This is a genomic window from Paenibacillus catalpae (assembly GCF_900112695.1).
Classification (GTDB): Bacteria; Bacillota; Bacilli; order Paenibacillales; family Paenibacillaceae; genus Pristimantibacillus; species Pristimantibacillus catalpae.
Window position 1 is genome coordinate 168,339 of record NZ_FOMT01000005.1, and the last position, 26,255, is coordinate 194,593.

22 protein-coding genes are annotated in these 26,255 nt (G+C 51.0%); 21 read left to right on the top strand and 1 reads right to left on the bottom strand.

Going from position 1 to position 26,255, the window contains the following annotated elements:
* Positions 1–46: 46 nt before the first annotated feature.
* The 14 genes from lepA to BM200_RS22165 all read left to right on the top strand — a co-directional run bounded on the left by lepA (position 47) and on the right by BM200_RS22165 (position 14,165).
* Positions 47–1,864 carry a translation elongation factor 4 gene (gene lepA / locus BM200_RS22100; RefSeq protein WP_091188826.1) on the top strand — a complete coding sequence of 606 codons (1,818 nt, stop codon included), beginning with the start codon at positions 47–49 and terminating at the stop codon, positions 1,862–1,864.
* A 268-nt stretch (positions 1,865–2,132) separates the two neighbouring features.
* Positions 2,133–3,311 (top strand): radical SAM family heme chaperone HemW, encoded by a 1,179-nt coding sequence (gene hemW, locus BM200_RS22105; RefSeq protein ID WP_091188827.1) that lies wholly within the window; start codon positions 2,133–2,135, stop codon positions 3,309–3,311.
* An 88-nt stretch (positions 3,312–3,399) separates the two neighbouring features.
* Positions 3,400–3,879 (top strand): N-acetyltransferase, encoded by a 480-nt coding sequence (locus BM200_RS22110; RefSeq protein WP_091188828.1) that lies wholly within the window; start codon positions 3,400–3,402, stop codon positions 3,877–3,879.
* Positions 3,880–4,061: 182 nt separating this feature from the next.
* Positions 4,062–5,087, top strand: a complete 1,026-nt coding sequence (hrcA, locus tag BM200_RS22115; RefSeq protein ID WP_091188829.1) for a heat-inducible transcriptional repressor HrcA — start codon at positions 4,062–4,064, stop codon at positions 5,085–5,087.
* A 371-nt stretch (positions 5,088–5,458) separates the two neighbouring features.
* Positions 5,459–5,992, top strand: a complete 534-nt coding sequence (grpE, locus tag BM200_RS22120) for a nucleotide exchange factor GrpE (RefSeq protein WP_091188830.1) — start codon at positions 5,459–5,461, stop codon at positions 5,990–5,992.
* A gap of 87 nt (positions 5,993–6,079) precedes the next feature.
* A complete protein-coding gene (gene dnaK, locus BM200_RS22125) occupies positions 6,080–7,924 on the top strand; it encodes a molecular chaperone DnaK (RefSeq protein ID WP_091188831.1) in 1,845 nt (614 codons plus the stop codon).
* 104 nt (positions 7,925–8,028) lie between these two features.
* Complete coding sequence (gene dnaJ, locus BM200_RS22130) at positions 8,029–9,168, top strand: molecular chaperone DnaJ (RefSeq protein ID WP_091188832.1); 1,140 nt, start codon at positions 8,029–8,031, stop codon at positions 9,166–9,168.
* A 97-nt stretch (positions 9,169–9,265) separates the two neighbouring features.
* Positions 9,266–9,445: a YfhD family protein gene (locus tag BM200_RS22135; protein WP_091188833.1), complete on the top strand. Its 180-nt coding sequence runs from the start codon at positions 9,266–9,268 to the stop codon at positions 9,443–9,445.
* The gene (locus BM200_RS22140) at positions 9,445–9,663 is read left to right on the top strand and encodes a hypothetical protein (protein ID WP_091188834.1); all 219 of its coding nucleotides are present in this window, start codon (positions 9,445–9,447) and stop codon (positions 9,661–9,663) included. The genes BM200_RS22135 and BM200_RS22140 overlap by 1 nt, the downstream gene beginning before the upstream one ends.
* A gap of 95 nt (positions 9,664–9,758) precedes the next feature.
* A complete protein-coding gene (gene prmA, locus BM200_RS22145; RefSeq protein ID WP_091188835.1) occupies positions 9,759–10,760 on the top strand; it encodes a 50S ribosomal protein L11 methyltransferase in 1,002 nt (333 codons plus the stop codon).
* Positions 10,757–11,428: a site-2 protease family protein gene (locus BM200_RS22150; RefSeq protein WP_091188836.1), complete on the top strand. Its 672-nt coding sequence runs from the start codon at positions 10,757–10,759 to the stop codon at positions 11,426–11,428. The genes prmA and BM200_RS22150 overlap by 4 nt, the downstream gene beginning before the upstream one ends.
* A gap of 62 nt (positions 11,429–11,490) precedes the next feature.
* Positions 11,491–12,270, top strand: coding sequence for an RsmE family RNA methyltransferase (locus tag BM200_RS22155; RefSeq protein ID WP_091188837.1), 780 nt, complete (start codon positions 11,491–11,493; stop codon positions 12,268–12,270).
* A 7-nt stretch (positions 12,271–12,277) separates the two neighbouring features.
* A complete protein-coding gene (gene mtaB / locus BM200_RS22160) occupies positions 12,278–13,624 on the top strand; it encodes a tRNA (N(6)-L-threonylcarbamoyladenosine(37)-C(2))-methylthiotransferase MtaB (RefSeq protein ID WP_091188838.1) in 1,347 nt (448 codons plus the stop codon).
* 109 nt (positions 13,625–13,733) lie between these two features.
* Positions 13,734–14,165 (top strand): NUDIX hydrolase, encoded by a 432-nt coding sequence (locus tag BM200_RS22165; RefSeq protein ID WP_091188839.1) that lies wholly within the window; start codon positions 13,734–13,736, stop codon positions 14,163–14,165.
* Here the strand turns inward: BM200_RS22165 and BM200_RS22170 are convergent.
* Complete coding sequence (locus BM200_RS22170; protein WP_091188840.1) at positions 14,162–15,130, bottom strand: Na/Pi cotransporter family protein; 969 nt, start codon at positions 15,128–15,130, stop codon at positions 14,162–14,164. The genes BM200_RS22165 and BM200_RS22170 overlap by 4 nt on opposite strands.
* A 94-nt stretch (positions 15,131–15,224) precedes the next feature.
* On the opposite strand from BM200_RS22170, the gene BM200_RS22175 reads away from it, so the two are divergent.
* The 7 genes from BM200_RS22175 (at position 15,225) to rpsU (ending at position 26,254) form a co-directional block, all read left to right on the top strand.
* A complete protein-coding gene (locus BM200_RS22175) occupies positions 15,225–16,592 on the top strand; it encodes a class I SAM-dependent rRNA methyltransferase (protein WP_091188841.1) in 1,368 nt (455 codons plus the stop codon).
* A gap of 388 nt (positions 16,593–16,980) precedes the next feature.
* Complete coding sequence (gene addB / locus BM200_RS22180; protein ID WP_091188842.1) at positions 16,981–20,508, top strand: helicase-exonuclease AddAB subunit AddB; 3,528 nt, start codon at positions 16,981–16,983, stop codon at positions 20,506–20,508.
* Positions 20,495–24,322, top strand: a complete 3,828-nt coding sequence (addA, locus tag BM200_RS22185) for a helicase-exonuclease AddAB subunit AddA (RefSeq protein ID WP_091188843.1) — start codon at positions 20,495–20,497, stop codon at positions 24,320–24,322. The genes addB and addA overlap by 14 nt, the downstream gene beginning before the upstream one ends.
* 128 nt (positions 24,323–24,450) lie before the next feature.
* Positions 24,451–25,041 carry a hypothetical protein gene (locus BM200_RS22190; RefSeq protein ID WP_091188844.1) on the top strand — a complete coding sequence of 197 codons (591 nt, stop codon included), beginning with the start codon at positions 24,451–24,453 and terminating at the stop codon, positions 25,039–25,041.
* 62 nt (positions 25,042–25,103) lie between these two features.
* Entirely contained in the window at positions 25,104–25,511 is a 408-nt protein-coding gene (locus tag BM200_RS30490; RefSeq protein ID WP_245773124.1) for a hypothetical protein, read from the top strand.
* Between the two features lie 122 nt (positions 25,512–25,633).
* A complete protein-coding gene (locus BM200_RS22200; RefSeq protein ID WP_091188845.1) occupies positions 25,634–25,987 on the top strand; it encodes a histidine triad nucleotide-binding protein in 354 nt (117 codons plus the stop codon).
* 93 nt (positions 25,988–26,080) lie between these two features.
* Positions 26,081–26,254 carry a 30S ribosomal protein S21 gene (gene rpsU / locus BM200_RS22205; protein WP_005547957.1) on the top strand — a complete coding sequence of 58 codons (174 nt, stop codon included), beginning with the start codon at positions 26,081–26,083 and terminating at the stop codon, positions 26,252–26,254.
* Position 26,255: the final 1 nt, after the last annotated feature.

A 26,255-nucleotide genomic window follows, 5' to 3' on the forward strand; every position in this document is an offset into this window, starting at 1 on the left:
TAATGGAAAGAATGATTAGCTATATTGGATTGTGTGGGGGTTAGGCATGACAGACGTTCGTGACCGGCAAAAGAAAATTAGGAATTTCTCGATTATTGCACATATTGACCACGGGAAGTCGACGCTCGCTGACCGTATTCTTGAATTTACCGGAGCGTTATCTTCTCGTGAAATGCAGGATCAGGTTCTCGATCAGATGGATCTGGAGCGGGAGCGCGGCATCACCATTAAACTGCAGGCTGTACGGCTTACATACAAAGCTGATGACGGCGAAGAGTATTTGCTTAACCTGATTGATACTCCGGGACATGTCGATTTCACGTACGAAGTATCCCGCAGTATGGCGGCGTGTGAAGGGGCATTGCTGGTCGTAGACGCTGCACAGGGCATTGAAGCACAAACGCTTGCGAACGTTTACCTGGCGCTCGACAACAACCTGGAGATTCTTCCGGTTATTAATAAAATCGACCTGCCAAGCGCAGAGCCGGAACGTGTGAAGCAAGAGATCGAAGATGTTATCGGTCTTGATGCAAGCGATGCCGTTCTGGCTTCGGCAAAAGCAGGCATCGGCATTAAAGAGATTTTGGAGCAAGTGGTGCTGAAGGTACCGGCTCCCACAGGAAATCCGGATGAGCCTCTTAAAGCGCTTATTTTCGACTCGCATTACGACCCGTACAAAGGCGTTATCGTATATGTGCGCGTAATCGACGGCAGCATTCAAGCCGGCAAGAAAATCCGCTTTATGGCAACGGGCGCTGAATTTGAGGTTATCGAGGTTGGCGCGTTCAAACCGCGGATGGGTATCGTGGACGAGCTTGCTGTTGGTGATGTAGGATTCGTTGTTGCAGGTATCAAGAACGTAAAAGATACACGTGTCGGTGATACCGTAACAGAAGCGAAACGTCCGGCACCGGAAGCATTGCCAGGTTATCGGAAAATCAATCCGATGGTGTTCTGCGGTCTGTATCCGATTGAAACGCAGGATTACAATGATCTGCGCGAAGCATTGGAAAAGCTGGAGCTTAACGACGCATCGCTGCGTTACGAGCCGGAGACATCAACGGCACTGGGCTTTGGCTTCCGATGCGGATTCCTTGGTCTCCTGCATATGGAGATCATTCAGGAACGGATCGAGCGCGAGTTCAATATTCCGCTGATTACAACAGCGCCAAGCGTAATTTATCGCGTAACGCTGACGAATGGTACTGTGCTTGAGATTGATAACCCGTCCAATTATCCGGAAGCAGGCAAACTCGACTTTGTAGAAGAGCCTTATGTTAAAGCGGCCATCATCGTACCTAATGATTTCGTAGGTGCAATTATGGAGCTTTGCCAGGGGAAACGCGGCGAGTTCGTCAACATGGAGTACCTGGATACGAACCGCGTTACGCTTACGTATGAGATTCCGCTGTCGGAGATTGTATACGACTTCTTTGACCAGTTGAAATCGAGCACCAAAGGTTACGCATCGTTTGACTATGAGTTGTCAGGATACCGCAGATCAAATCTTGTGAAGATGGATATTATGCTGAACAACGAGCAAGTCGATGCCTTGTCCGTTATCGTTCACCGCGACCGTGCTTACCATCGCGGCCGGATTATCTGTCAGAAGATGAAGGAGCTTATTCCGCGTCAAATGTTCGAGGTGCCGGTTCAGGCTTCGATCGGTACAAAAGTAATCGCCCGCGAGACGGTTAAAGCCATGCGTAAAAACGTTCTTGCCAAATGTTATGGCGGTGACATCAGCCGTAAACGGAAACTTCTCGACAAGCAGAAGGAAGGCAAGAAGCGAATGAAGCAGGTCGGCAGCGTAGAAGTTCCTCAAGAGGCCTTCATGGCGGTGCTGAAAATCGACGAGGACTAAGAGGGAGCCGCTCCTTAGTCACTGTCGCGTAACCGTGAGTTGGGCAGGTGGGGACAGGGTATCTCGTTACAGCCGCTGTTGCTGATTTTTTCTTGAACAAGGTGTAATGGTTGAAAAAATGCAGCAAAGGCGGGCGCTTTGCTCTTCCACGAGATACCCTTTACCCCATCGCCGTAACTCACGGACAACGAAGACAGGACTAAGGAGCTTGCTCTCCTTAGTCCTGTCGATTTTTTATTAGGGGAGTAAGAAAGAAGGTAGTGATGAAATGATTAATTATGCGCCTAAGGCGCTTTATATCCATATCCCGTTTTGCACGAACAAATGTCATTATTGCGATTTTACTTCGTATGTATTAAAGGGACAGCCAGTTGATGAATATCTCGATGCGCTTGAGAGAGAGATGGCATTAACGGTTGCTCAAATACCGCCGGAGAGAATCGATACGGTATTCGTAGGAGGAGGTACTCCGACCGTACTGACACCACCGCAGATGGAGCGTTTTCTCGCTTCCGTGAAGAAATATTTCCCTCTCGCGGATGATGTGGAATTCACGATGGAGGCCAATCCCGGCACAACGGATCCGGAGAAGCTTGCTGCAATGTTCGCCGGGGGCGTGAACCGGATCAGCTTTGGCGTACAGTCGTTTGACAACGGCTTGCTGGAGAGGATCGGACGCATTCATAATGTAGACGACGTGTACCGGAGTCTTGAGAATGCCCGTGCTGCCGGGTTTACGAATCTGTCGATTGACCTGATGTTTGGCTTGCCAAAGCAGACGGTGGAGATGCTGGAGGACAGTGTGAACAAGGCGCTGGCTCTAGATCTGCCGCATTATTCCCTCTATAGCCTGAAGGTTGAGGAGAATACGCTTTTCCATAAGCTGTATCAGCGCGATGAACTGCCTCTTCCTCCGGAGGATGAAGAGTTTAATATGTATACCTTGCTCATGGACCGTTTGAAGCAAGCGGGGCGTGCTCATTATGAGATCAGCAATTTCGCGCGACCAGGCTATGAAAGCAGACATAACTCGACTTATTGGCGCAACGAGCCCTATTACGGACTTGGAGCGGGAGCACACGGTTATGCACGCGGGCTTCGTCATGTGAATGTGAAAGGCGTTCAGCCTTACATTGATTATACGAAGACCAAGCTGCCGCGTCTGGAGGAGAACGTTGTCCCAGAATATGAGGCAATGGAAGATTTCATGATGGTAGGGCTCAGGCTGCTTAAAGGCGTTCGCGATTCCGATTACTCGGCTCAATTCGAGGGGCGTAATCTGGAGGATAAATTCGGTCCGATTATTGAGAAGCTCAGGAAAGACGGGCTGTTGGAAAAGGTCGAAGCGGACGGGGATATCATCTACAAATTGACCGATAAAGGCGTGCTTTTCGGCAATGATGTATTCGGTTCGTTTATCGGTTTGGAGGAAGAAGCGGCTGGCTAAAATTCGGAAAAATAATTCTTGAGAAAAAATGCGGCATGCTGTATATTTATTCAATAGAATTCATTGCACCGGGTGGAGGCGAAGCAGCATGGAGGCGACGAAACAGTTAACGGTAGTTTGCAGGAAAGCAGCACCGGAAGATGTAGACACTTTGTACGAACTCATTAAAGGCTATGCGGAACAGGGAATCATGCTGCCCCGCACCCGGGAAACGTTATTGCGTCAGATTGATACGTTTGTCGTAGCAGAGATCGGAGATAAGGTTGTTGGATGCGGCTCCTTGCTGAGGCTTGGACAGGATCTTGTCGAGATTCGTTCCCTTGGTATGTCTCAGGAATATAGAGGCCTAAAGATAGGGAATAAATTGGTTGATTTTCTGGTCGAGCAGGCAAGAGAACAGCAGATTCCTAAGATTATGGCGCTCACTTATGCAGTTAATTTCTTTTTGCGCAACGGATTTACCGTGGTGGAGAAAGAGATTTTCCCGGAGAAAGTATGGAGAGACTGCGTTAACTGTCCGAAGCAGAATGCATGCGACGAAATCGCCGTATTGAAAATGTTAAGCTGATCTTAAAAGGTTAGGCATGCTGCCTGACCTTTTTGTTTGTTTTGTCCGGTGGACATAGGCCTGAAAATGCCGAACCGACTTGACAATGAACAAGGTGGTTTGGTATTTTTGTATTAATGATTAGCACTCGGGACTAATGAGTGCTAACGAGAAGATCAGATAAACTTTTTGGAGGGATGCGAATGTTGACTGAACGGCAGAGAATGATACTGAATGCAATTGTAGACGACTATATCCGTTCGGCTGAGCCGGTTGGTTCCAGAAGCATTTCGAAGCGCGGCGACGTTGGCTTCAGCCCTGCAACGATTCGTAATGAAATGTCGGATCTGGAGGAGCTTGGTTTCCTCGAGCAGCCGCATACTTCGGCAGGACGCATTCCATCTACAAAAGGTTATCGGTATTACGTTGATCATCTCGTGAAGTTAAATGAAATTAATGAGGCAGATTTGAAACAGGCGCACTCCTTCTTCTCGGAGAAGATGATTCAGATGGAACAGGTTATCCAGCATGCCGCGATGATTTTATCCAACCTGACGAATTATACATCGATTCTGCTGGGACCTGAGATGTTCAGCAACTCACTTAAGCATTTCAACCTGGTGCCTCTGGATGAGACGACGGCCGTCGCGATTATTGTGACGAACACGGGACATGTGGAGAATCGAACAATTACCATTCCTTCGGGCATTCGCATGGATGAGATGGAGAAGATCGTTAATATTTTGAATGCGAAGCTGGTCGGTATTCCTCTGGTTCGTCTTAAGTCGAAGCTGTATGCCGAGGTTGGCCAGGAGCTGGAGCGTTATGTCGATCATTGCGAAGAAGTGCTTGGCATTCTGGACAGTGCGTTGACCGGCGATTCGGAACAGCGGGTATTCCTCAGCGGTACGACCAATATGCTTACGCAGCCGGAATTCAAAGACGTGGATAAAGTGAAGACGATACTTGATCTGCTCGATGAAACGCCTACCGTGATGAAAATGATTTCCGCGGCACCAACGGGTATACAAGTTCGGATTGGAACAGAAAATGACCATGAGGCAATCGCGCATTGCAGCTTGATTACGGCTACGTACCAGTTAGACGGTAAGTCTCTAGGAACAATCGGTATTCTTGGACCTACCCGTATGGAGTACGGGAAAGTCATTACCTTGCTCGATGTTATATCGAAGGATTTGGCCTTAATGATGGGACGCTTTTATAAGTAAGTTCGGTCTGCTGTTGCATATGGTGGCGCGCTTGGTGCTGTAGGTTTGGCGTGTACGAGCGGGGTGTTGCCTTCCGTCGCTGTTGAAAACGGGAATGTGGATTAGATATTCCTCGCGGAATATTCCCGTTTTCAAAGGCGAGCGCTACGCTCTTCAGGCAACGCCCCGCTCTCCCGCGCTCTGCGCGTACAGCACTGCCCCACAGGGCAGCGCAAAGGCAAGCGCGAACTTTTTATTGTGCTTGGGGCGCTTGCCAACTGGCGCTGATAGAGCCAGTTGGAACTTTTAAAAGTAAGAATTGCATTGCAATTCTTTTAAGGACTATGCTTACGAAGTAAGAATTGCTCTGCAATTCTTTTAAGGAGGTGAATATGGTGAGTAATGACCAACATAACGAAACAATCGATGAAGCTTTAGAAGAGCAAACGCAGCAGCAAGAAGAAGTGGTGCAGGAAGATTCGCGCCTTGAAGAGCTTGCAAAGCTGGCTGAAGAGAATCAACAACGATACTTACGCGCACAAGCGGACTTTGATAACTTCCGCCGTCGTACGCAAAAGGAAAAGGAAGATCTCGCGCAATACGCTTCGATGAAATTGATCGGACAACTGCTTCCGGTTGTTGATAACTTCGAGCGCGCTGTTACCGCAGCTACCGCTAATCAAGATTTTGATGCTCTTGCCAAAGGCGTCGACATGATCTTCCGTCAGCTGGAACAGACATTGCAGCAAGAAGGACTGAAAGCGATGGAAGCTGTTGGAGAGCCGTTCAACCCTGAATTCCACCAAGCGATTATGACTGTGGAGTCAGAAGAGCATGAGGAAGGCATCATCGTAGAGGAAGTACAGAAGGGCTACATCCTGAAGGACCGCGTCCTGCGTCCTGCCATGGTTAAAGTTAGCGGCTAATTATTATTCCGATTACCGGAATTTAAATAAGATTGAACTAAGCTAATGCTTACGAATTGAAAATTTTTCTTTAGGAGGAAACTTACGATGAGTAAAGTTATCGGTATTGACCTTGGTACTACAAACTCTTGCGTGGCTGTAATGGAAGGCGGCGAAGCTGTCGTTATCCCGAATCCGGAAGGCAACCGCACGACACCATCTGTTGTAGGCTTCAAAAAAGACGGGGAGCGTATCGTTGGTGAAACAGCGAAACGCCAAGCCATCACAAATCCTGACCGCACGGTTATGTCGATCAAACGTCATATGGGTACAAACCATAAAGAAGTCATTGACGGCAAAGAATACACGGCTCAAGAAATCTCGGCTATTATCCTTCAAAAGCTGAAATCTGACGCTGAAGCTTACCTGGGTCAAACGGTAACACAAGCGGTTATCACTGTTCCAGCTTACTTCAACGACAGCCAGCGCCAAGCTACTAAAGACGCTGGTAAAATCGCAGGTCTCGAAGTTCTTCGGATCGTGAACGAGCCAACAGCGGCAGCACTGGCTTACGGCCTTGAGAAAACAGAAGACCAAACTATCCTGGTATATGACCTTGGCGGCGGTACTTTCGACGTTTCGATTCTTGAACTGGGCGACGGCTTCTTCGAAGTTAAAGCAACCAGCGGCGACAACAAACTGGGCGGCGATGACTTTGACCAAGTCATCATTGACTACCTCGTGGCTGAATTCAAGAAAGAACAAGGCGTTGATCTGTCCAAGGATAAAGCGGCTGTTCAACGTCTGAAAGATGCGGCTGAAAAAGCGAAAAAAGATCTGTCCGGCGTAATGTCGACAACAATCTCGCTTCCGTTCATCACTATGGCTGATGGCGTTCCGCAGCATTTGGAGCTGAACCTGACTCGCGCGAAATTCGAAGAATTGTCCGCACACCTGGTAGAACGCTCCCTGGCTCCTACACGTCAAGCACTGAGCGACTCGGGTCTGTCTGTAAGCGAAATCGATAAAGTCGTTCTTGTCGGCGGTTCGACTCGTATCCCTGCTGTACAAGAAGCGGTTAAGAAATTGATCGGCAAAGAGCCGCACAAAGGCGTTAACCCGGATGAAGTGGTTGCCCTTGGCGCGGCGGTTCAAGCCGGCGTATTGACTGGCGATGTAAAAGACGTGGTATTGCTTGACGTAACTCCACTGTCCCTTGGTATCGAGACTGCAGGCGGCGTCTTCACGAAGATGATCGACCGCAATACAACGATCCCAACAAGCAAATCGCAAGTGTTCTCCACTTATGCGGATAACCAACCAGGCGTTGAAATCCACGTTCTGCAAGGTGAGCGTCAAATGGCAGCCGGCAACAAAACGCTGGGCCGTTTCACCCTGAACGATATTCCGCCTGCTCCGCGTGGCGTACCGCAAATCGAAGTTACATTTGACATCGATGCGAACGGTATCGTTAACGTATCTGCCCTTGATAAAGGCACAGGCAAGAGCCAAAAAATCACAATCACTTCTTCGGGCGGTCTGAGCGAGGCTGAAATCGAGCAAATGATGAAGGATGCTGAGCTGAACGCAGAAGAAGATCGCAAACGCCGCGAGCTTGTTGAGGCGAAAAACAGTGCAGACCAACTCGTTTACTCGGTTGATAAAACGTTGAAGGATCTGGGCGATAAAGTGGATGCTTCCGAAATTGAGAAAGCAAATGCCGCGAAAGAGAAAGTAACAAGCGCGGTAGCAACAGATGATCTGGAGCAAATTACAAAAGCAACGGAAGAGCTGACTGAAATCGTTCAACAGCTTTCTGTGAAGCTTTATGAGCAGGCTCAAGCGGCTCAGGGCGGTGCTCCAGAGGGTGCTGAAGCAGCTGATGCCGGCACTCGCGGTAAAGACAATGTCGTTGACGCTGACTATGAAGTGGTTGACGAAAACAAGAAATAAGACTTAACTTGTAATGGGAGAGGTCAAAGACAGGGTCTTCCTGTCTTTGGCCTTCCTGTGCGAATAGGATACATTGCAGCAAACATGGGTGGAGGTGAGATGAGTTGGCAGATAAACGCGATTATTATGAGGTGCTTGGCGTAGGCAAGAGTGCTTCCGGCGACGAGATCAAGAAGGCGTACCGGCAGCTGGCGCGCAAGTACCATCCTGACGTCAATAAAGAAGCAGACGCAGAAACAAAGTTCAAAGAAGTGAAGGAAGCTTATGATGTTCTGAGCGATGACGGGCAACGGGCGAGATACGACCAGTTTGGTCACGTTGATCCGAATCAAGGCATGGGCGGAGCTGGCGGATTCTCCGGAAATGGTGATTTTGGCGGGTTTGGCGATATCTTTGATATGTTCTTTGGCGGTAACGGCGGGCGCCGTGATCCGAATGCACCGCAGCGCGGCAACGACCTGCAGTATTCGATGACGATTGAATTTAAGGAAGCCGTGTTTGGCAAAGAGACGGAAATTACGATTCCCCGTACGGAATCTTGCGATACTTGCGCAGGCTCCGGCGCGAAGCCTGGAACCAAGCCGGAAACCTGTTCGGTTTGCCGTGGTTCAGGTCAGCAGGAGGTTGTTCAAAATACGCCGTTTGGCCGTATGGTCAACCGCCGGGCATGTTCGAATTGCAGCGGCACGGGCAAAGTAATCAAAGAAAAGTGCGGAACTTGTCATGGCGCTGGCAAAGTGAAAAAGCAGCGTAAAATTAACGTCCGTATCCCTGCTGGTGTGGATGACGGAGCTCAAATTCGTCTCTCCGGTGAAGGGGAAGGCGGCCTCCGCGGAGGTCCTCCGGGCGACCTGTATATTGTAATCCGTGTGAAGGCACATGACTTCTTCGAACGCGAGAACGATGATATCTACTGCGAAGTGCCTTTGACCTTCGTGCAGGCTGCACTCGGCGATGAGATCGAGATCCCGACGCTGACCGAGAAGGTAAAGCTGAAGATACCTGCAGGCACGCAGACGGGCACGTATTTCCGTCTCAAAGGGAAAGGTGTTCCGAAACTGCGCGGTTACGGCCAAGGCGATCAGCATGTCAAAGTAACGATCGTGACGCCTACCAAGCTGTCGGACGAACAGAAGGATCTGCTTCGCCAGTTTGGCGGAATTGGCGGCGAGTCCCCGGCAGAAAACAATGAGCATCATGAATCCATCTTTGAGAAAATGAAAAAAGCGTTCCGCGGCGAGTAGCCCGGAACGTTTTTTTCGTGCGGCGCGAATAAATCTGCCCCCCTTGCAACATGCTACTTAAGTAATTGACCTATTCACTTAAGGAGCTGGATGAAAAATGACGAACGAGAAAAAAGAATATATGGAAAAAGTAAACTTTGGAGATTTGCCAGTTGGAAAGAACGAGGATGTCGAGTTCTCCGAGGAGCTTGCGGATGAAGCGGACAAGCAGGCTGAACGCCGTGCAGCCGCGGCAGATTCGCGTGCCCAGAATGGGCAGAATGAGCAGGGCGTATAATGACTCAGCAAGTTGAGATCAGAGCTAATTTCGGGGAACCCGGAGCGGCTCAGGAAGCGCTGCGCAAGCTTCAGGCGCTCCGTGCCTTTGAAGTCAACGGGTTGCTCGATAGCGGTCTGCTTACGGCCACGGTTGACGAGGATGTTGTGGAACGTGCGGTCCATATGATCGAGCAGATCGGCGGAAACCCGGAGACGGGTCAATCGACTGTAGAATAACAGGGAGCGGCAAACTATTGTTTGCCGCTTTTTTGTGCATAAATGATGAATAGTGTACAATAGATGGTAGTTTTCACACTGGAGGGTTATGGTATATGAAATGGCATGAAATTACGATCTCGACAACAGAGCAAGCCATCGAGATGATCTCGAACTTTTTGCATGAAATGGATGCTGGCGGCGTATCCATTGAAGAATCGGGTACTTTGAATAAAGAACGCGACACTTCTCTGGGACAATGGTACGAAACTCCGCTGAACGATATTCCGGAAGGCCAGGCTGTCATTAAAGGCTACTTCACAGAGAGCGTAGACATGAATGAGCTGAAGATGCAGATTATGCCTCGGATTGAGCAGTTAAAGGAATTTGGCATTGATCCTGGCAGCTACGAAATCTCGTTTAGACTTGTGGACGAAGAGGACTGGGCGACAGCCTGGAAGCAATACTTTAAACCTATAAGAGTGTCGGAGAAGCTGACCATCAAACCGACATGGGAAGAATATGAGCCGGCGCAGGGAGAGAGCATTATTGAGCTTGATCCCGGGATGGCATTTGGTACGGGCACACATCCAACAACCGCGCTTTGTCTGCAGACGCTGGAATCGGTCATTAAAGGCGACGAGGAAGTCATTGACGTCGGTACGGGTTCAGGCATTCTGGCCATCGGTGCCATGAAGCTGGGCGCACGCCGCGTATTGGCGCTGGATCTCGATCCTGTCGCAGTATCTAGCGCAACGGAGAACGTAAGACTGAACGGTCTTCAGGACGATGTTGAAGTGCTGGAGAGCGATCTATTAGGCGTTCTGGGCGGTAAAGTCGTCCATGCGGTAAACGAGCGGGATGCGCGTAATACATCGGTATCATTACCGGTTGACCTGGTTGTAGCGAACATTCTCGCGGAAATCATTTTGCTCTTTATTGATGACGTGTTCGCTGCACTTAAACCAAACGGGGTTTATATTGCATCCGGCATTTATAAGAATAAAGAAACCGATGTGGAGGAAGGACTGATCCGGTCGGGCTTTGTAATCGTTGAAAAACGCCGCGACGAGGACTGGATTGCATTCGTGGCGAGAAAGCCGCAGGTGAATGAATGAACTGGGACAGTTTCTTAGCGTACCCAATTGAGGATTTGCCGTTTGTTGCGCTCGTGCTGATCATTTCCTTTACGGTGCATGAGTTCGCGCATGCGTACAGCGCCTACAAGTTCGGCGACAATACTGCTAAAGATATGGGCAGGGTTACCTTGAATCCGCGCGTACATATTGATGTACTTGGTGCTATTCTTATTCTGATCGCAGGCTTCGGTTGGGCGAAGCCTGTTCTCGTCAATTCCAGCCGTTTCAAAAACCCGCGTCTCATGGGGGTTATCGTATCGGCCGTGGGACCGTTAAGCAATTTACTGCTTGGGGTCTTAGGTATTGTTATTTTGTTAACACTGGATTCTACAGGCTTGATGTACGCAGGATCGAATGGCCTGAACCTTGCGATTGAACGCTTTTTAAGCTATTTTATCTATCTTAACTTTGTTTTGTTTATCTTTAACCTGATTCCGCTGCCGCCTCTGGACGGCTACCGAATTATTCAGGATCTCCTGCCGCTTAATGCTCGAGTCAAGATGGATCAGAATGTGCAGTGGGGCGTTTATATTTTCCTCCTGCTTGTATTTATACCGCCGCTTCGCAGGGTGACTCTTGATCCGATTCTCGGCTGGTGGGTACCGCTTAGCCACTTTTTTGCGAAATTATTCCAGCCTCTGTTTTAAGCCGCTTTCATAGATTTTTGAAGCGGAAACATGCTATGATGAAGGATGGTTAGACTGACGCAATGCAGCGATATTTTATAGCAGCGGAGCAGTTTGACGGCTCCAGCGTGCGTTTAATAGGAGAAGATGCCTTCCATGCTGTCCGCGTCATGCGGATGAAGCCGGAAGAGAAATTTATCGCCAGCGACGGGGTATCCCGCGTCGTGCTTGCTTCTGTGCGGGAAGCAGCCTCAGCTGAGGTTGTGGCTGATATTGTGGAGGAACTGCCAATGGACAGTGAATCCAACTGGTCGGTCACCATCGCGCAAAGTTTGCCGAAAGGCGATAAAATGGAATTGGTCATTCAGAAAGGGACAGAGATTGGTGCGTATGCCTTTGCACCTTTTCAGTCGGAACGGATGATCGTTCAATATGACGGTAAGAAGGAAGCAAAGCGTCTGGAGCGTTGGAGCAAGATCGCGAAGGAAGCAGCGGAGCAGTCGCACCGCTGCCGTGTGCCGGCTATTGAGCCCGTACGAAGCTGGCGCGAGCTGAAGGATGTTATTCCTACGTTTGATTTGGCGTTATTTTGTTATGAGAGGGAAGGCGATTCAGCGGCAGGCAGAGGCATCAGAGACGCTGTGCTGGGCTGGAAGCAGCAGGCCGGCGGGCAATTAACTGAGCCTAAAGTGCTGCTTATCGTTGGACCTGAAGGCGGCTTTACAGAACGGGAAGCAGATGAGGCAGAGGCAGCAGGAGCTGTTATCGTTGGCCTTGGCAGACGGATTCTGCGGACTGAGACCGCAGGTATCGTCGGATTGACCTGCTTGCTGTATGAGGCCGGAGAAATGGGAGGAGCGTAAGAATTTTATGCCATCGGTTGCATTTTACACCTTGGGATGCAAAGTAAACTTTTACGACACAGAGGCGATTTGGCAGCTGTTCAAAAACGAAGGATACGAGCAGGTAGACTTTGAGTCGACCGCTGACGTGTACCTCATTAATACATGTACGGTTACGAACACCGGCGACAAGAAGAGCCGTCAGATTATCCGCCGCGCGGTGCGCCGCAATCCGGATGCTGTTATTGCGGTAACGGGCTGTTATGCCCAAACCTCTCCGGCAGAGATCATGGCGATTCCCGGCGTTGACCTTGTAATTGGTACGCAAGACCGCGAGAAAATTATGACGTTTGTCAATCAGATTCATGATGACCGCCAGCCGGTTAACGCGGTCCGCAACATTATGAAGACCCGCGACTTTGAAGAGCTGGATGTGCCTGATTTCAACGAGCGCACACGCGCGTTCCTGAAAATCCAGGAAGGCTGCAATAACTTCTGTACGTTCTGCATTATCCCATGGTCGCGCGGCTTGTCGCGCAGCCGTGATCCGAAGAGCGTGCTGGAGCAAGCCAAGCAGCTTGTTGCCTCCGGTTACAAAGAAATCGTTCTGACGGGTATTCATACGGGCGGCTACGGCGACGATATGGAAAATTACCGATTGACCGATTTGCTGTGGGATCTGGACAAAATCGACGGACTTGAGCGTATCCGGATCAGCTCGATTGAAGCCAGTCAAATTGACGATGCAATGATTGATGTTCTTAAACGTTCGTCCAAAATGTGCCGCCATCTTCATATTCCGCTTCAAGCAGGCGATACTTCGGTATTAAAGCGCATGCGCCGTAAATATACGACGGATGAGTTCGCTGCCAAGCTGAAGCGGATCCGCGAAGCGATGCCTGGCGTAGCCATTACGACCGACGTGATCGTGGGCTTCCCTGGCGAGACGGAAGAGATGTTCGAGAACGGCTACAAGTTTATGGAAGAGGTTGGATTCTCCGAGATGCACGTCTTCCCTTATTCGAAGCGTACAGGTACGCCTGCCGCACGGATGGAAGATCAAATTGATGAGGAATTGAAAAACGAACGCGTGCATAAGCTGATCGATTTGTCGGAAAAAATGCAGCTGGCTTATGCGAAACAGTATGTAGGCGCTGTGCTTGACGTTATTCCGGAACGCGACTACAAGGGTGCCCCGGGTACCGGTCTTGTGATGGGTTATTCCGACAACTACCTGCAGGTTGTATTTGAAGGAACAGAAGCGCTTGTCGGCAAGCTGTGCCGCGTAAAAATTACAGAAGCAGGCGTTAATGAATGCCGTGCTCAGCTTGTCCGCGTACTGGACGATGTACCGGCAGAAGCGATGAGAGCTTAGTGGAATAGAAATAAAGCACGAGGATTTCCCGCTCAATTCTGTAGTATTGGAATAGTGGGAAATCCTCGTTGTTGCATGCAAATGTCAAGCAGGCAAGGGGGAAACGGAAATGGTTGAAATTTCGGCAGGAGGGGTAGTTTATCGCCGGAACGAGGCCGGGGTTTTGCAAATCCAGCTGATTCAGGACCGTTATGGCAAAGTGTCGCTCCCGAAAGGCAAGATGGAGCCCGGGGAAACGGTCGAACAGACGGCGCTTCGAGAAATCGCCGAGGAAACCGGCATGATCGGAGTTATTGTCAAACCGATTGATCAAATTAAGTATCAATACTATGATGCGAACAAAGGAACCGTCAACAAGGAGGTTCATTATTATTTGGTCGAAGCGGTTGGCGGCTCGCTGCAGGCTCAGGTGGAAGAAATCCGCGGTGTCGAATGGTTTGATCCGCTTGAAGCCTGGAGACGCCAGAAGCAGTCGGGCTACGAGAATAATAACCGTATTGTAGCAGGAGCCCTCAGCTTGCTTGGCGTGAAGAATGATTAGACCGGCAGCTTGCGGAAGACCGGCAAATAACAGAACGGCAGCGCGATCAATGAGCTTAAAATATTGAAGATCGTTTGCGCATGAGCAATCTGGCTTGCAGGGGAATGGGCCAGCCAGCCTGAGGCAGCGGCAAGCTCGCCCAGGAATGGCATAAAGAGCAAGGCTCCTCCGGCATTCAGGATGGTATGGGACCAGGCGACATACTGGCCGGGCCTTGATCCGCTGAAGGATGCGAGAAGGGCTGTTGCGCAGGTGCCGATGTTGGCGCCAAGCACGATAGCAACGCCGAGTTCCAGCGGCATGGCCCCAATCGAAGCGAAGCCCATAATAATGCCAATAACAGCAGCACTGCTGTGGACGATAGCTGTCAGAACCGCTCCTGCTGCTAGACCCCACCAGAGGCTGCTTGTTGATTTATCCAGGAACCAATTGAATAAGGAACTTTCCTGCACGGCAGGGCCAATCGCCTGCATCATCGCCATTCCGGCGAGCAGAAGGCTGAAGCCTCCGAGGGCGACAGCTGAGGAGCGGATTGTCTCGAGCAGCCGGAAAGAACGGACCTTTGACCATAATCCGAGTTCATTGAACAAGACGGTAAACAGCCAACCGGCTAGGGACAGCAAAAGCAGAGGCACAGCCAGTTTATTTAAGCTCAGGCCAATCAATTCTGTTGTCAGGCATGTACCGATATTGCTCCCAAGGATAATGCCAAGCGTTCGAGGGAACGTTAGCAGACCGGCGTTAACAAGCCCGATTGCTATAACCGTGACCGCCGTGCTGCTCTGCAGAAAGGCGGTTGTCGCTGTTCCTATTGCAAGGCCGTGGATAGGCGTAGCCGTAGAACGGTGCAATAATTGCTGCAGATACGGACCGGCCAGCCGGTGCAGGGCCAGCTCCATCAGCTTCATCCCGCTTATAAATATGGTGAAGCCGATAGCCATCGGCAGAAGAATGGTATGTAGCATAAACAGGGTTCTCCTTTATCATCGTTATCGTTGATACATATGCGTACCGTCAGACAAGCATGACAAGCCAGGATCAGAGAGGAAGATTAACGAAGTGAGCAATGCAAAAGTTTGGCTGCAGAAGGGCCGTAAGAAGCGCCTTGAAGCAGGACACCCATGGATATATTCGAACGAAATTGAAAAGCTGGAAGGGGAGGCACAGCCGGGGGATCTGGTTGATGTCGTAGGCCAGAACGGCAGATATTTGGCGACCGGTTATTATAATCCGAAATCGCAAATTACGGTTCGCGTTGTTTCCTATCAACCGCTGGATGAGATGGATGCCGACTTTTTCCGGGAGAAGTTCCGTGCGTGTGAAGCTCACCGCAGCCGGTTCGTACCGGACCGTGATTGCAGATTGGTATACGGAGAGGCTGATTTTCTTCCGGGGCTTGTAGTAGACCGTTTCGCTGACGTGCTGGTTGTTCAAATGGTGACACTGGGGATGGATATCCGCCGGGAAGCTCTTGTTGAGGCTTTGGTTGATGTATTCCAGCCGAAGGGGATTTACGAACGGAGCGATGTGGGGGTTAGGCAGCTGGAGGGGCTGGAACTTCGTACAGGGGTACTGTACGGGGAATGTCCGCGAATTATCGAGATTGAAGAGAACGGCCTGAAACTGGAAGTGGATATTGTAGAAGGCCAGAAGACGGGGTACTTCTATGATCAGCGCGAGAACCGTGCGTCCATTGAACCGCTGATGAAGGGCTGGGGTGCCCGGAGCGGCATTCGGCTCGAGAGCCGTCCGGCAGATACGGATACGGAAGTAACAAGACTTGTTCCGGTCAATTCGAACGGGAAAGAAGTCGCATTCCCTTATTGGGACGGGGCGACCGTGCTTGAATGCTTTGCCCATACGGGCAGCTTTACCCTTCATGCCTGCAAATACGGCGCGAAAAAAGTGACCTGTCTTGATGTTTCCGAGCATGCCATTGACACGGCGCGGCGAAACGTTGAGCGCAACGGCTTTACAGATCGTGTCGAGTTTGTAGCAGCGGATGCCTTTGATTATTTGCGTACACAGGTTAAAGGTGTCGAGGAAAGAGCGGAGCGCAGCCGGGCCGGAGCGGATACATCGAAGCCGATCAGCGGCAACGGACGTACCTGGGATGTTGTCATTCTTGATCCTCCTGCCTTCGCCAAAACCAAAAGTGCAGTAGCGGGAGCATGCCGAGGTTATAAAGACATCAATCTGCATGGCTTAAAGCTGGTAAATGAAGGCGGCTATTTGGTAACGGCAAGCTGCTCCTATCATATGCGTCCTGACTTGTTCCTTGAGACGATTCAGGAAGCTGCTGCAGATGCAGGCAAGCTGCTGCGTCTTGTTGAATGGCGGGCTGCAGGCAAAGATCATCCTCAGCTGCTTGGCGTGCCGGAAGGCCATTATTTGAAATTTGCTGTTTTTGAGGTAAGAAGTAAATAGGAATGTTCATGCAAGGAAGCCGAATGGATCTGCCTAAGATCCATTCGGCTTTTTCGAAATATAAGAACTTTCTGTTCAAAAAATAGACATACCCATTCTATTATTTGATGTGTATAATAGAGTGGTAACGCTGAGAGGCAGTCGACTGCACCCAGCGGAATCCATAACGGGCAGAGCAGTTAACTGCATGTCTAATCAACCCATAATCCGGCAGAGCGGAAATCCGCATGCGGGATTTTTTATTTTTTTACATCGATTCCTTTTCCTATTTCTTTATAAAAAGATAGTATAACTTCCAGAACATACGTTTGTCGTTTGGGTGAAAAAGGACCCGCAATATGATAGTATAGTAGATTATGAGATGGAAACGGAAAGGAAGATTTTGAGGATGGGGCTTCGATTTGTGCTTGGCCGTTCGGGAACGGGGAAAACAGCCTATTGTCTTGACGATATCCGTGCCAAACTGCAAGGTGAGCCGGATGGAGCGCCGCTTATTATGCTTGTTCCGGAGCAGGCGACGTTCCAGACGGAGTATGCCTTATTGAAGGGTTCGGAGCTTAGCGGGACGATCCGGGCCCAGGCGCTGAGCTTCCGCCGTCTGGCCTTTCGCGTGATGCAGGAGACGGGCGGTACTGCTCTTATTCCGATCAGCGATAACGGCAAGCATATGATGCTGTTCAAGATCATTCACCGCCTTGGCAAGCAGCTCGAGCTGTTCCAGAACGGAGCGGAACAGCCAGGCTTTATTGAGCGGCTGGGAGAGCTGCTGACTGAGTGGAAACGGTACGGGATTGATGCCAATCTCCTGAAGGAGAACACCGCTTCAATAGAGGATACATCGCTTCTCAACCGGAAGCTGCATGATTTGCGTCTGGTTTATGACAAATTGGAGCAGGAATTAAGCGGACTTTATATAGATTCGGAAGATTATTTGACGCAACTAATTGCAGGCTACGCCTCAGCACCGGCCATGCATGGCGCGCACCTGTGGATTGACGGCTTCCACGGCTTTACGCCAAAGGAATACGAAGCGCTTGGAACGCTGATTGCTTCTTCCGCCGAAGTAACGGTGGCGCTCACGCTCGACCGTCCGTATGATAACGACGAATTGCCGCATGAACTTGAGCTGTTCCATCCCACTGCCGAAACCTATGGCAAGCTGTCAGCTTTAGCAGCGCAGGCAGGCGTGCCTGTATACGAGACCATTGTTCTTGGTGAGCAAGGCTTTTCACGATTTAAGGGCAGCCCGATGCTGGCCCATCTGGAGAAGCATTATAGCGGAAGGACGCCTATGCTTCTGCCGGATAAGAAGATGCTGGCTGTTCAAAGTCCATCATGCGGTGTGTCTCTGCACTCTTCCGCGAACAGAAGAGCCGAAGTGGAGGCTGCAGCAAGAGACATGGTACGGCGGGCTCGCGAAGACGGCCTTCGCTGGCGTGATATGGCGGTCATGGTGCGTAACGCGGCTGATTACAACGATTATATCCAAACGATATTTGATGATTATGAGATCCCCTATTTCCTTGACCAGAAAAATAATACGGTCCATCATCCGCTTGTTGAATTTATCCGTTCAGCGCTTGAGACCGTGCTGCATGGCTGGCACTACGAGGCGGTTTTCCGCTGCATCAAGACGGAGCTCCTGTTCCCGATCGATGGAAGTATGTCGCGTGAGATGTTTGACCGTTTGGAAAATTATGTTCTGGCAGCGGGGGTGGACGGCTGGAAGTGGCTTGACCGTTCCAGGTGGCAACCATTAATGCCGCAATCGCTGGAGGATGAGCCGGAGGTTGTATCGGAGCCCTCTGCGAAAGCCAAGCGGGAATTTCAAGCGGTGATGGCCGCTAGAGAGGCGATTGTGCCTCCGCTTCGGAAGTTTGAGCAATCCTTGAAAAAAGCATCCACTGTGAAAGCCATGTGCGAAGCCCTGTACAAGCTGCTTGATCATTCGGATGCAGCAGACCGTCTGGAGCGCTGGAGCCGTGAAGACAGTGCAGCTGGCCGTACGCAGCGCGCCAGATCGCACCGCCAGCTGTGGGACGGTGTTATGCAGCTGCTGGACCAGCTGGTTGAGATGGTCGGGGACGAAGACATGCCTCCGGAGCTGTTCGCCGGGATGGTGGAGACGGGACTCGAAAGCCTGAAGCTTGCGGCTGTACCGCCTGCGCTTGATCAAGCCTTGATCGGCAGCATGGACCGGACACGTTCCGGAGATGTGAAGATTTGTTATGTGCTTGGAGCCAATGACGGCGTTATGCCGATGCGGATTCAGGAGGACGGCGTTCTGACCGAGCAGGAACGGGAACGACTTGCCGAGGAAGGCATTGTGATGGCGCCAGGCGTTAGGCGCAGGCTCCTGGACGAGCGCTTCCTAATCTATAATGCCTTGACGACGGCCAGCCATCATTTGTGGATCAGCTGGGCGCAGGCGGACGAGGAAGGGAAAAGTCTTTTGCCTTCGGAAGTGATCCGGCAGGTAAAGCAGCTGTTCCCGGGCATCCCGGTCTATCAGGCGTCGGGGGAACCCACTCCGGGTATGGAGACAAACGAGCAGCGTTCCTATATTGAACACCCTCAGCGGACTCTCGCTTATTTGATTACAGAGCTTCGTGCCTGGCGTCAAGGCGAAGACATTGCTTCTTTCTGGTGGGATATCTACAATTGGTACGCCATTCGTCCAGAATGGCAGGACAAGCTTCAGCTTCTGATTGCTTCGTTAAACTTCTACAATCAGGAGCAAGTACTAACGACGATAACGGCTGAACAGCTGTATGGCACCCAATTGAGAGCAAGTGTGTCCAGAATGGAGAGGTTTGTGTCCTGTCCGTTCCAGCATTTCGCCATTCACGGGCTAAGGCTGCGTGAACGTCAGATGTACCGGCTTGAAGCGCCGGATGTCGGGCAGCTGTTCCATGCGGCACTCAGCCGTCTGGCGGGAGGTATCGGCCAGCGATGGGGCTCGATGCCGGAAGGGCAAATCCGCGAAGCAGCAGCGAAGGCAGTTGATGAGCTTGCTCCAAGGCTGCAATCGCAAATTTTGCTCAGCAGCGGAAGATTCCAATACATTGCCCGCAAGCTGAAGGAAATTGTCGCACAGGCGGCAGTTATTTTAAGTGAGCACTCCCGCAGAGCACAGTTCCAGCCCGTTGGGCTCGAGGTTGATTTTGGCCCGGATGGGACGCTTCCTGCCCTTGTTATTCCTTTGGATAACGGAGGTTCGATGGAAATCATCGGCCGGATTGACCGTGTAGATGCGGCTGATACGGAGGATGGTTTGCTGCTTCGCGTATTGGACTACAAGTCAAGCGCAACGCAGCTGAGGCTGGAGGAAGTGGCATTTGGACTGTCGCTGCAGATGCTCACTTACCTGGATGTGCTCGTCACGCATGCCTCGGAATGGCTCGGGAAGCCGGCATCACCTGCCGGTGTGCTTTATTTCCATGTGCATAATCCGATGCTTGCGGTATCAAACGGCATATCCGTTGCTGAGGTAAATGCAAGACTGCTCAAGAAGTTCAAAACTCGCGGACTTGTCACTGCCGAAGCAGAGACTGCCAAGCTGATGGACGGTGAGCTGGAGTCCGGCTATTCGGAGATTCTTCCCGTTGCACTGAAGCGTGACGGAAGCTTCTACAGCAGTTCTTCTGTAGTGACAGATGAGCAGTGGGACGTGCTGCGCAGCTCGGTCAGACGGACTATTGGAAAAATCGGTTCAGAGATCGGATGCGGCAAGGTGTCTATTGAGCCTTATCGTCTCGGAACGAAGTCGCCTTGCCAATATTGCGATTATAAGCCGGTATGCCAATTTGATCCTTTATTTGACGGCAATGAATATATGAAGCTGAGCAAGCTTTCGGATGAAGAGATATGGCATCAATTGAGTGGAGAGGAGGAGACACCACATGGAAACGGCTAATGTACCGGCTAAGCCGGAGAACAGCACCTGGACAGATGACCAGTGGCGCGCCATTGTGACAGAGGGTTCGGATGTCCTCGTAGCGGCAGCAGCCGGTTCAGGGAAAACAGCTGTGCTGGTAGAGCGGATTATTAGGAAAATCTCCTCTTTCTCCGATGTTGACAGGCTGCTAGTTGCAACCTTTACGAAAGCAGCGGCAGCCGAGATGAAGGACCGGATTCGGATTGCGCTTGAGAAAGAGCTGGAGAAGCAGCCGGATTCGGAGCATTTGCGCAGACAATTAGCTTTAATGAACCGCGCTTCCATTACGACGCTTCACTCCTTCTGTCTGGATGTCATTCGGCGGTACTATCCGTTAATCGGGCTTGACCCGGGCTTCCGGATTGCGAATGAAACGGAAAGCGAACTGATGCGTATTGACGTGCTGGATCAGCTGTTTGAAGAAAAATATGAAGGCGCCGGCGATAACGGGGCATTCCTCCGGTTGGCCGACCGTTATGGCGGAGAGCGTGGCGACGAGCCTTTGTACAGGCTGGTTCAGCAGCTCTATGACTTCGCGCAAAGCCATCCATGGCCGGAGCATTGGCTTCGCCAGACAGCAGCCAGCTTTAACATATATAACGTAGAGGGTCTTCGCAACAGTCCTTGGGTGGCAAGCTTGAGGGCTGATGTCGAGCTGGCCTTGTCCGGTGCGGCATCCTTGCTCAATCAGGCGATGCAGCTGACCAGGGAGCCTGCCGGCCCCGCGCCTTATGCTGCGACGTTGGAAGAGGATCTTGCGCTTGTGAACAGTCTGGCTGAGAACGTACGTATGCATCCCTGGGAGCTGTGGTTCGAACCGTTCCAGGCGGTGCAATTCGGCAAGCTGAAGGCCATGCGCGGCGATGATTATGATAAAACGATGCAGGAGCAGGCCAAAGAGCTTCGTGACAATGCGAAGAAGCTGATTAGCTCACTAGCGGATGAACTGTTCGGACGTTCGGCTGAAGAATTTGCCTGGGAGCTGCAGGAGCTCGCGCCGCTAATGGCAGCTTTGTCCGAGCTTGTTATCGAATTCGGGGAAAGATACGAGGCTGCGAAGCGGGCGAAAGGGCTGCTTGATTTTGGGGACTTGGAGCATTATTGCTTGCGGATATTGAGATCGCCGGAATCGACGCCGGAGCTTACGGCCCCGTCCTCCGCAGCGCTTGAATACCAGCGGCAATTCGATGAAATTTTGCTTGATGAATACCAGGATACAAACATGGTGCAGGAAGCGATCGTGTCCCTGATTGCTAATCCTCAGGCTGGTAACCGGTTTATGGTAGGCGATGTGAAGCAGAGTATATACCGCTTCCGCCTTGCCGAACCCAACCTGTTCATGAGCAAATATAAAAACTACGGCGCGCCAGGCGGCGACGGCCTTCGGATAGATCTGGCCCGTAATTTTCGAAGCCGGCTTGAAGTGGTGGACGGGGTTAATGATGTATTCCGTGCTATCATGCGGGAATCGGTAGCGGAGATGGATTACGACAAACGTGCCGAGCTGGTATGCGGAGCGTCTTATCCTGAGCCTGAACAGGCTGGACGTTTCGCGGTAGAACTCGCGGTTATTGATAAGGCAGGCTCCTCGGACGCGGAAGAGGTTGCTGCTGCAACAGCAGCGGATTCCGATGAAGAGCCGGAGCAAGGAGCAGTCCCTGCCGCTGCTTCGGCGGAAGAGCTTCAAACCGCTCAGTTGGAGGCCCGGCTTATTGCCCGGCAGATCCGCACGCTGCTGGATGAAGGCTTCCGGGTGTATGACGGCAAGAAGCGGGAAAGCCGCCCCATGGAATGGCGAGACATCGTTATATTGCTCAGGGCAACGCAGGCATGGGCTCCTGTTATCATTGAAGAACTACAGGCTGCAGGCATTCCGGCTTATGCGGAACTGAGCAGCGGCTATTTTGATGCGACAGAGGTGGAGACGATTCTTTCCCTCCTTCGGGTTATCGATAATCCGTATCAGGATATCCCGCTTGCCGGCACGCTCCGTTCGCCGATATTTGGTTTGAATGCTGAAGAATTGGCACTTATCCGGATTGGGGCCATGCATGATACCTATTATGATGCGGTGCTGCAGGCGGCTGGCGATTTGCTGCTGCCGGATGAGCTGAGACGCAAGCTGTCCTTGTTCCTTGAACGGCTGGACCGCTGGCGCAATGAGGCAAGGCAAGGCTCGTTAGCTGATTTGATCTGGAGCATCTATCGGGAGACCGGCTATTATGAATTTGCCGGCGGGCTTCCTGGCGGCGTTCAGCGGCAAGCTAACCTTAGGGCGCTTCATGACCGTGCCCGCCAATACGAGGCGACTTCGTTCCGCGGTTTGTTCCGCTTCCTTCGGTTTGTTGAGCGGATGCGGGACAGCGGCGGTGATCTTGGTACGGCAAGGGCACTTGGCGAGCAGGAGAATGTCGTGCGGATTATGTCCATTCATAAGAGCAAAGGACTTGAATTTCCGGTCGTCTTTGTTGCAGGCTTAGGCAAGAATTTCAACCAGCAGGATTTGCGAAGCGCCTTTCTGAAGCATAAGCAGCTGGGATTTGGTCCGAAATTTATTGATCCGGAGAAGCGCGTCAGCTATCCGACACTGCCGTTCCTGTCGATTCGGCGTCGTATGCGTATGGAAATGCTGGCCGAGGAGATGCGAATTCTTTACGTTGCCTTAACACGCCCGAAGGAAAAGATGTTCCTGATTGGTACGGTGTCAGATGCCGCAGCCAAGCAGCGCCGCTGGCAGTCCGCAGCGGATTCAAGCGGGTTTATCCCGGATTTCCGGTTAAGCTCGGCGTCCACATTTCTGGATTGGCTTGGACCGCTTGCCGCTGCCGCATTTAACCAAATGCCGGAAGAAGCGCTGCCTGGTGACGAAGCATCGCGCCTCTTGCAGTGGAGAGCCGGAGTGGTGGATGCCGCCATGCTTGGCCTGGAGGTTGCTGTAGGCTCGGAGCAGCTGACGGATGCGGATCAGGAGCGCGAGGACCGTTTGCAAGGCGTCCTGTCATTAGCCCAGCTTGATCAGGTGGACCCTGATGAGGAGCTGCGCAGACGTCTGGAATGGCGCTACGGTTATCAGGCCTCTACACTTGTTGCTGCAAAAACCTCGGTTACGGAGATGAAGCGGCTACATGCCGAAGCGGTCGAATTGCTGGATGAAAGCCAGCCCTTATTTGCAGATAACCTCGACAGGAATCAAGCGGAAAGCAAGAAGAGCGTCGGCGGCGGAAGCTATACGTTCCGGTTAAGACGGCCAAAGTTCATGGAAGAGGCTTCCTTAACGGCTGCCGAGAAAGGAACGGTGAGCCATCTTCTTATGCAGCATCTACCGCTTACCGGCGAGGTTAGTGTTGCCCAGCTTGAGACGATCCTAAGCGACATGGTAACGCGCAGGCTGCTGACGGCAAGACAGGCAGAGTCCATTGATTTGCCGTCGGTTGCTTCGTTCTTTGATACCGAGATCGGTAAACGGCTGGTTAACGCCAAGTGGGTTAGGCGTGAGGTGCCATTCAGCTGTATGTTCCCGGCTCGAAGGGTTTACCCGGGGTTAGCGTCCGATACGGCTGGTGAATCGATATTGATCCAGGGTGTGATCGACTGTCTGTTTGAAGACGAACACGGCGTTGTCCTTCTGGACTATAAGACGGACCGGATCTATATGAAGCAGTGGGAGCAGGCCGCGGAGCGCCACAGGTTCCAACTGGAGCTGTATGCGGAGGCAATCCAATCGGTTATCGGCCGGCCGATTGCAGAAAGCCATGTATTCTTCTTTGATGGCGGAAAAGCGGTTAAATTATAATTTCAAGTTATAACGGAAATGACATCAGGATAGATAATAAACCTTCCTGCGGAAAGTACATCATATATGCAGCTTGAACTTTTCGCAGGAAAGTTACTTCTTTTGAGATGAGGAAGGATGGACGTAAGATGGAACAGAAAAAAGAGCATCAATCGAAAAAAAGGTCCTTTGCACTGCCAATCACCTTATTGCTGCTAGTATTCAGCCTTACAGGCAATGTGTTCTTATACTCGCAGTCCCTGCAGGGAGAGCAGAATGATAAGTATGAAAAAGGTCTGGAGATCATAGACGCAGCAGCAAAAGCTGTCTCTTACTATGAGGCGGTACTGGATAATACAAACGCAATTCTGGAAGGAACAACGGCGGAGGACGGTTCCGTTATCCGCGATGCTTCGGGCGTGACCGGATTTTTGCAGCAGGCCAGCAGCTTCGATGAAGCCAATAAATTTGACCCCGATCACATTTACAGCTATTTAATTGATGTTGATAATTCCCTGGCATACATAAAACAGCAGGACGGTACTCTGACAGAGAAGCAATCCGGATACTTGAAATCTTTGCAGGAAATCTACTCCAAGCAGCTCGACATTTTGAACAAGTTTAACCTTGATTCAGGCAAAACCCGCAGCGGTGCGATTCAGATTGGCGCAGGGATTGGCTGGCTGGATATTGCGAAGCAGCTTGAGCAGTCCATCCGGGAGCAGTCCGGCATGAAATGATCTGCCCAGTAGCCAAACGCCCAGTTCTGCATACGATAGTAGCAGACGGGAGGCTGACAAGGATGGAGAAAGGCAAGAAGGAAAAAGGAAAGACGACGGAGGTCAAACCGGCTGCATCCAAGCCGGCATCGATCGCTCCTGCAAAGGCAGAGAACCAGGCGCCGGTGGTGCAGACAGCGTTTGCTGAGCCGCACAAGAAATCGCTGAAGGATCACTGTTCCGCACATATGCACCGGTATGTGCTCGCACAAACGCATGACGGATGGTGTATTGACGGCATTGTCGAGCATGTAGACGACCAGTATGTTTGCCTGGCTGTCCCTTGCGGCGGATCGCTTGGCTGGGATAACCGAGCTTTTTTACCGTACCCTGGCTTGTATCCGTATCCGTACTATCCGAGAGGACGATTCTTCCGCCAGGTCCTGCCGCTTGCAGGCCTATTATCGCTGTCGCTGCTGCCTTTTTATTAAGATTTGATGAATAACCCGGTACTTGAACGCATCAGCGTTCAATCCGGCGTGCTGCTATTGGACGAGCATACCATTTATCGGTTATAATAATTGGCATAGTATGGATGAAGGGAGGGGCATATTTGGACTGTATTTTTTGCAAAATCATCGAAGGCTCCATTCCTTCGACAAAGGTATATGAATCCGAGAACGTCATTGCGTTTAAAGATATCCAGCCCGCGGCTCCTGTACATATATTGATTATTCCCAAAAAACATATTCCCACGATGAACGATGTAACCGAAGAGGATGGACCGGTTATCGCGGAAGTGTTCGCAGCTGCCCGAGAAATCGCAAAGCAGCAAGGAATTGCCGAGTCGGGTTACCGGCTGATTAATAATGTGAACAGCGATGGCGGTCAGGTTGTATACCATCTCCACGTTCATTTAGTGGGTGGAGAGAAGCTAGGATCGTTAGTAGGAAATAGTGTAAGTTGACACTTCATTTTGTTTTGTCTTATAATGAAGTTTGATAAACCGTGTTTAATGTTTAATGCTCTGGACGGTCTGTTTCGGAGGGAGGGAAAACTGGTGTCTGAAACTAAAGTTCGCAAAAACGAAACTATTGATGCTGCGCTTCGCCGCTTTAAACGTTCCATCGCTAAAGATGGTGTTTTGGCTGAGGTTAAAAAACGCAAGCATTATGAAAAGCCAAGTGTAAAGCGCAAGAAGAAGTCCGAGGCTGCGCGTAAGAGAAAGTTTTAGG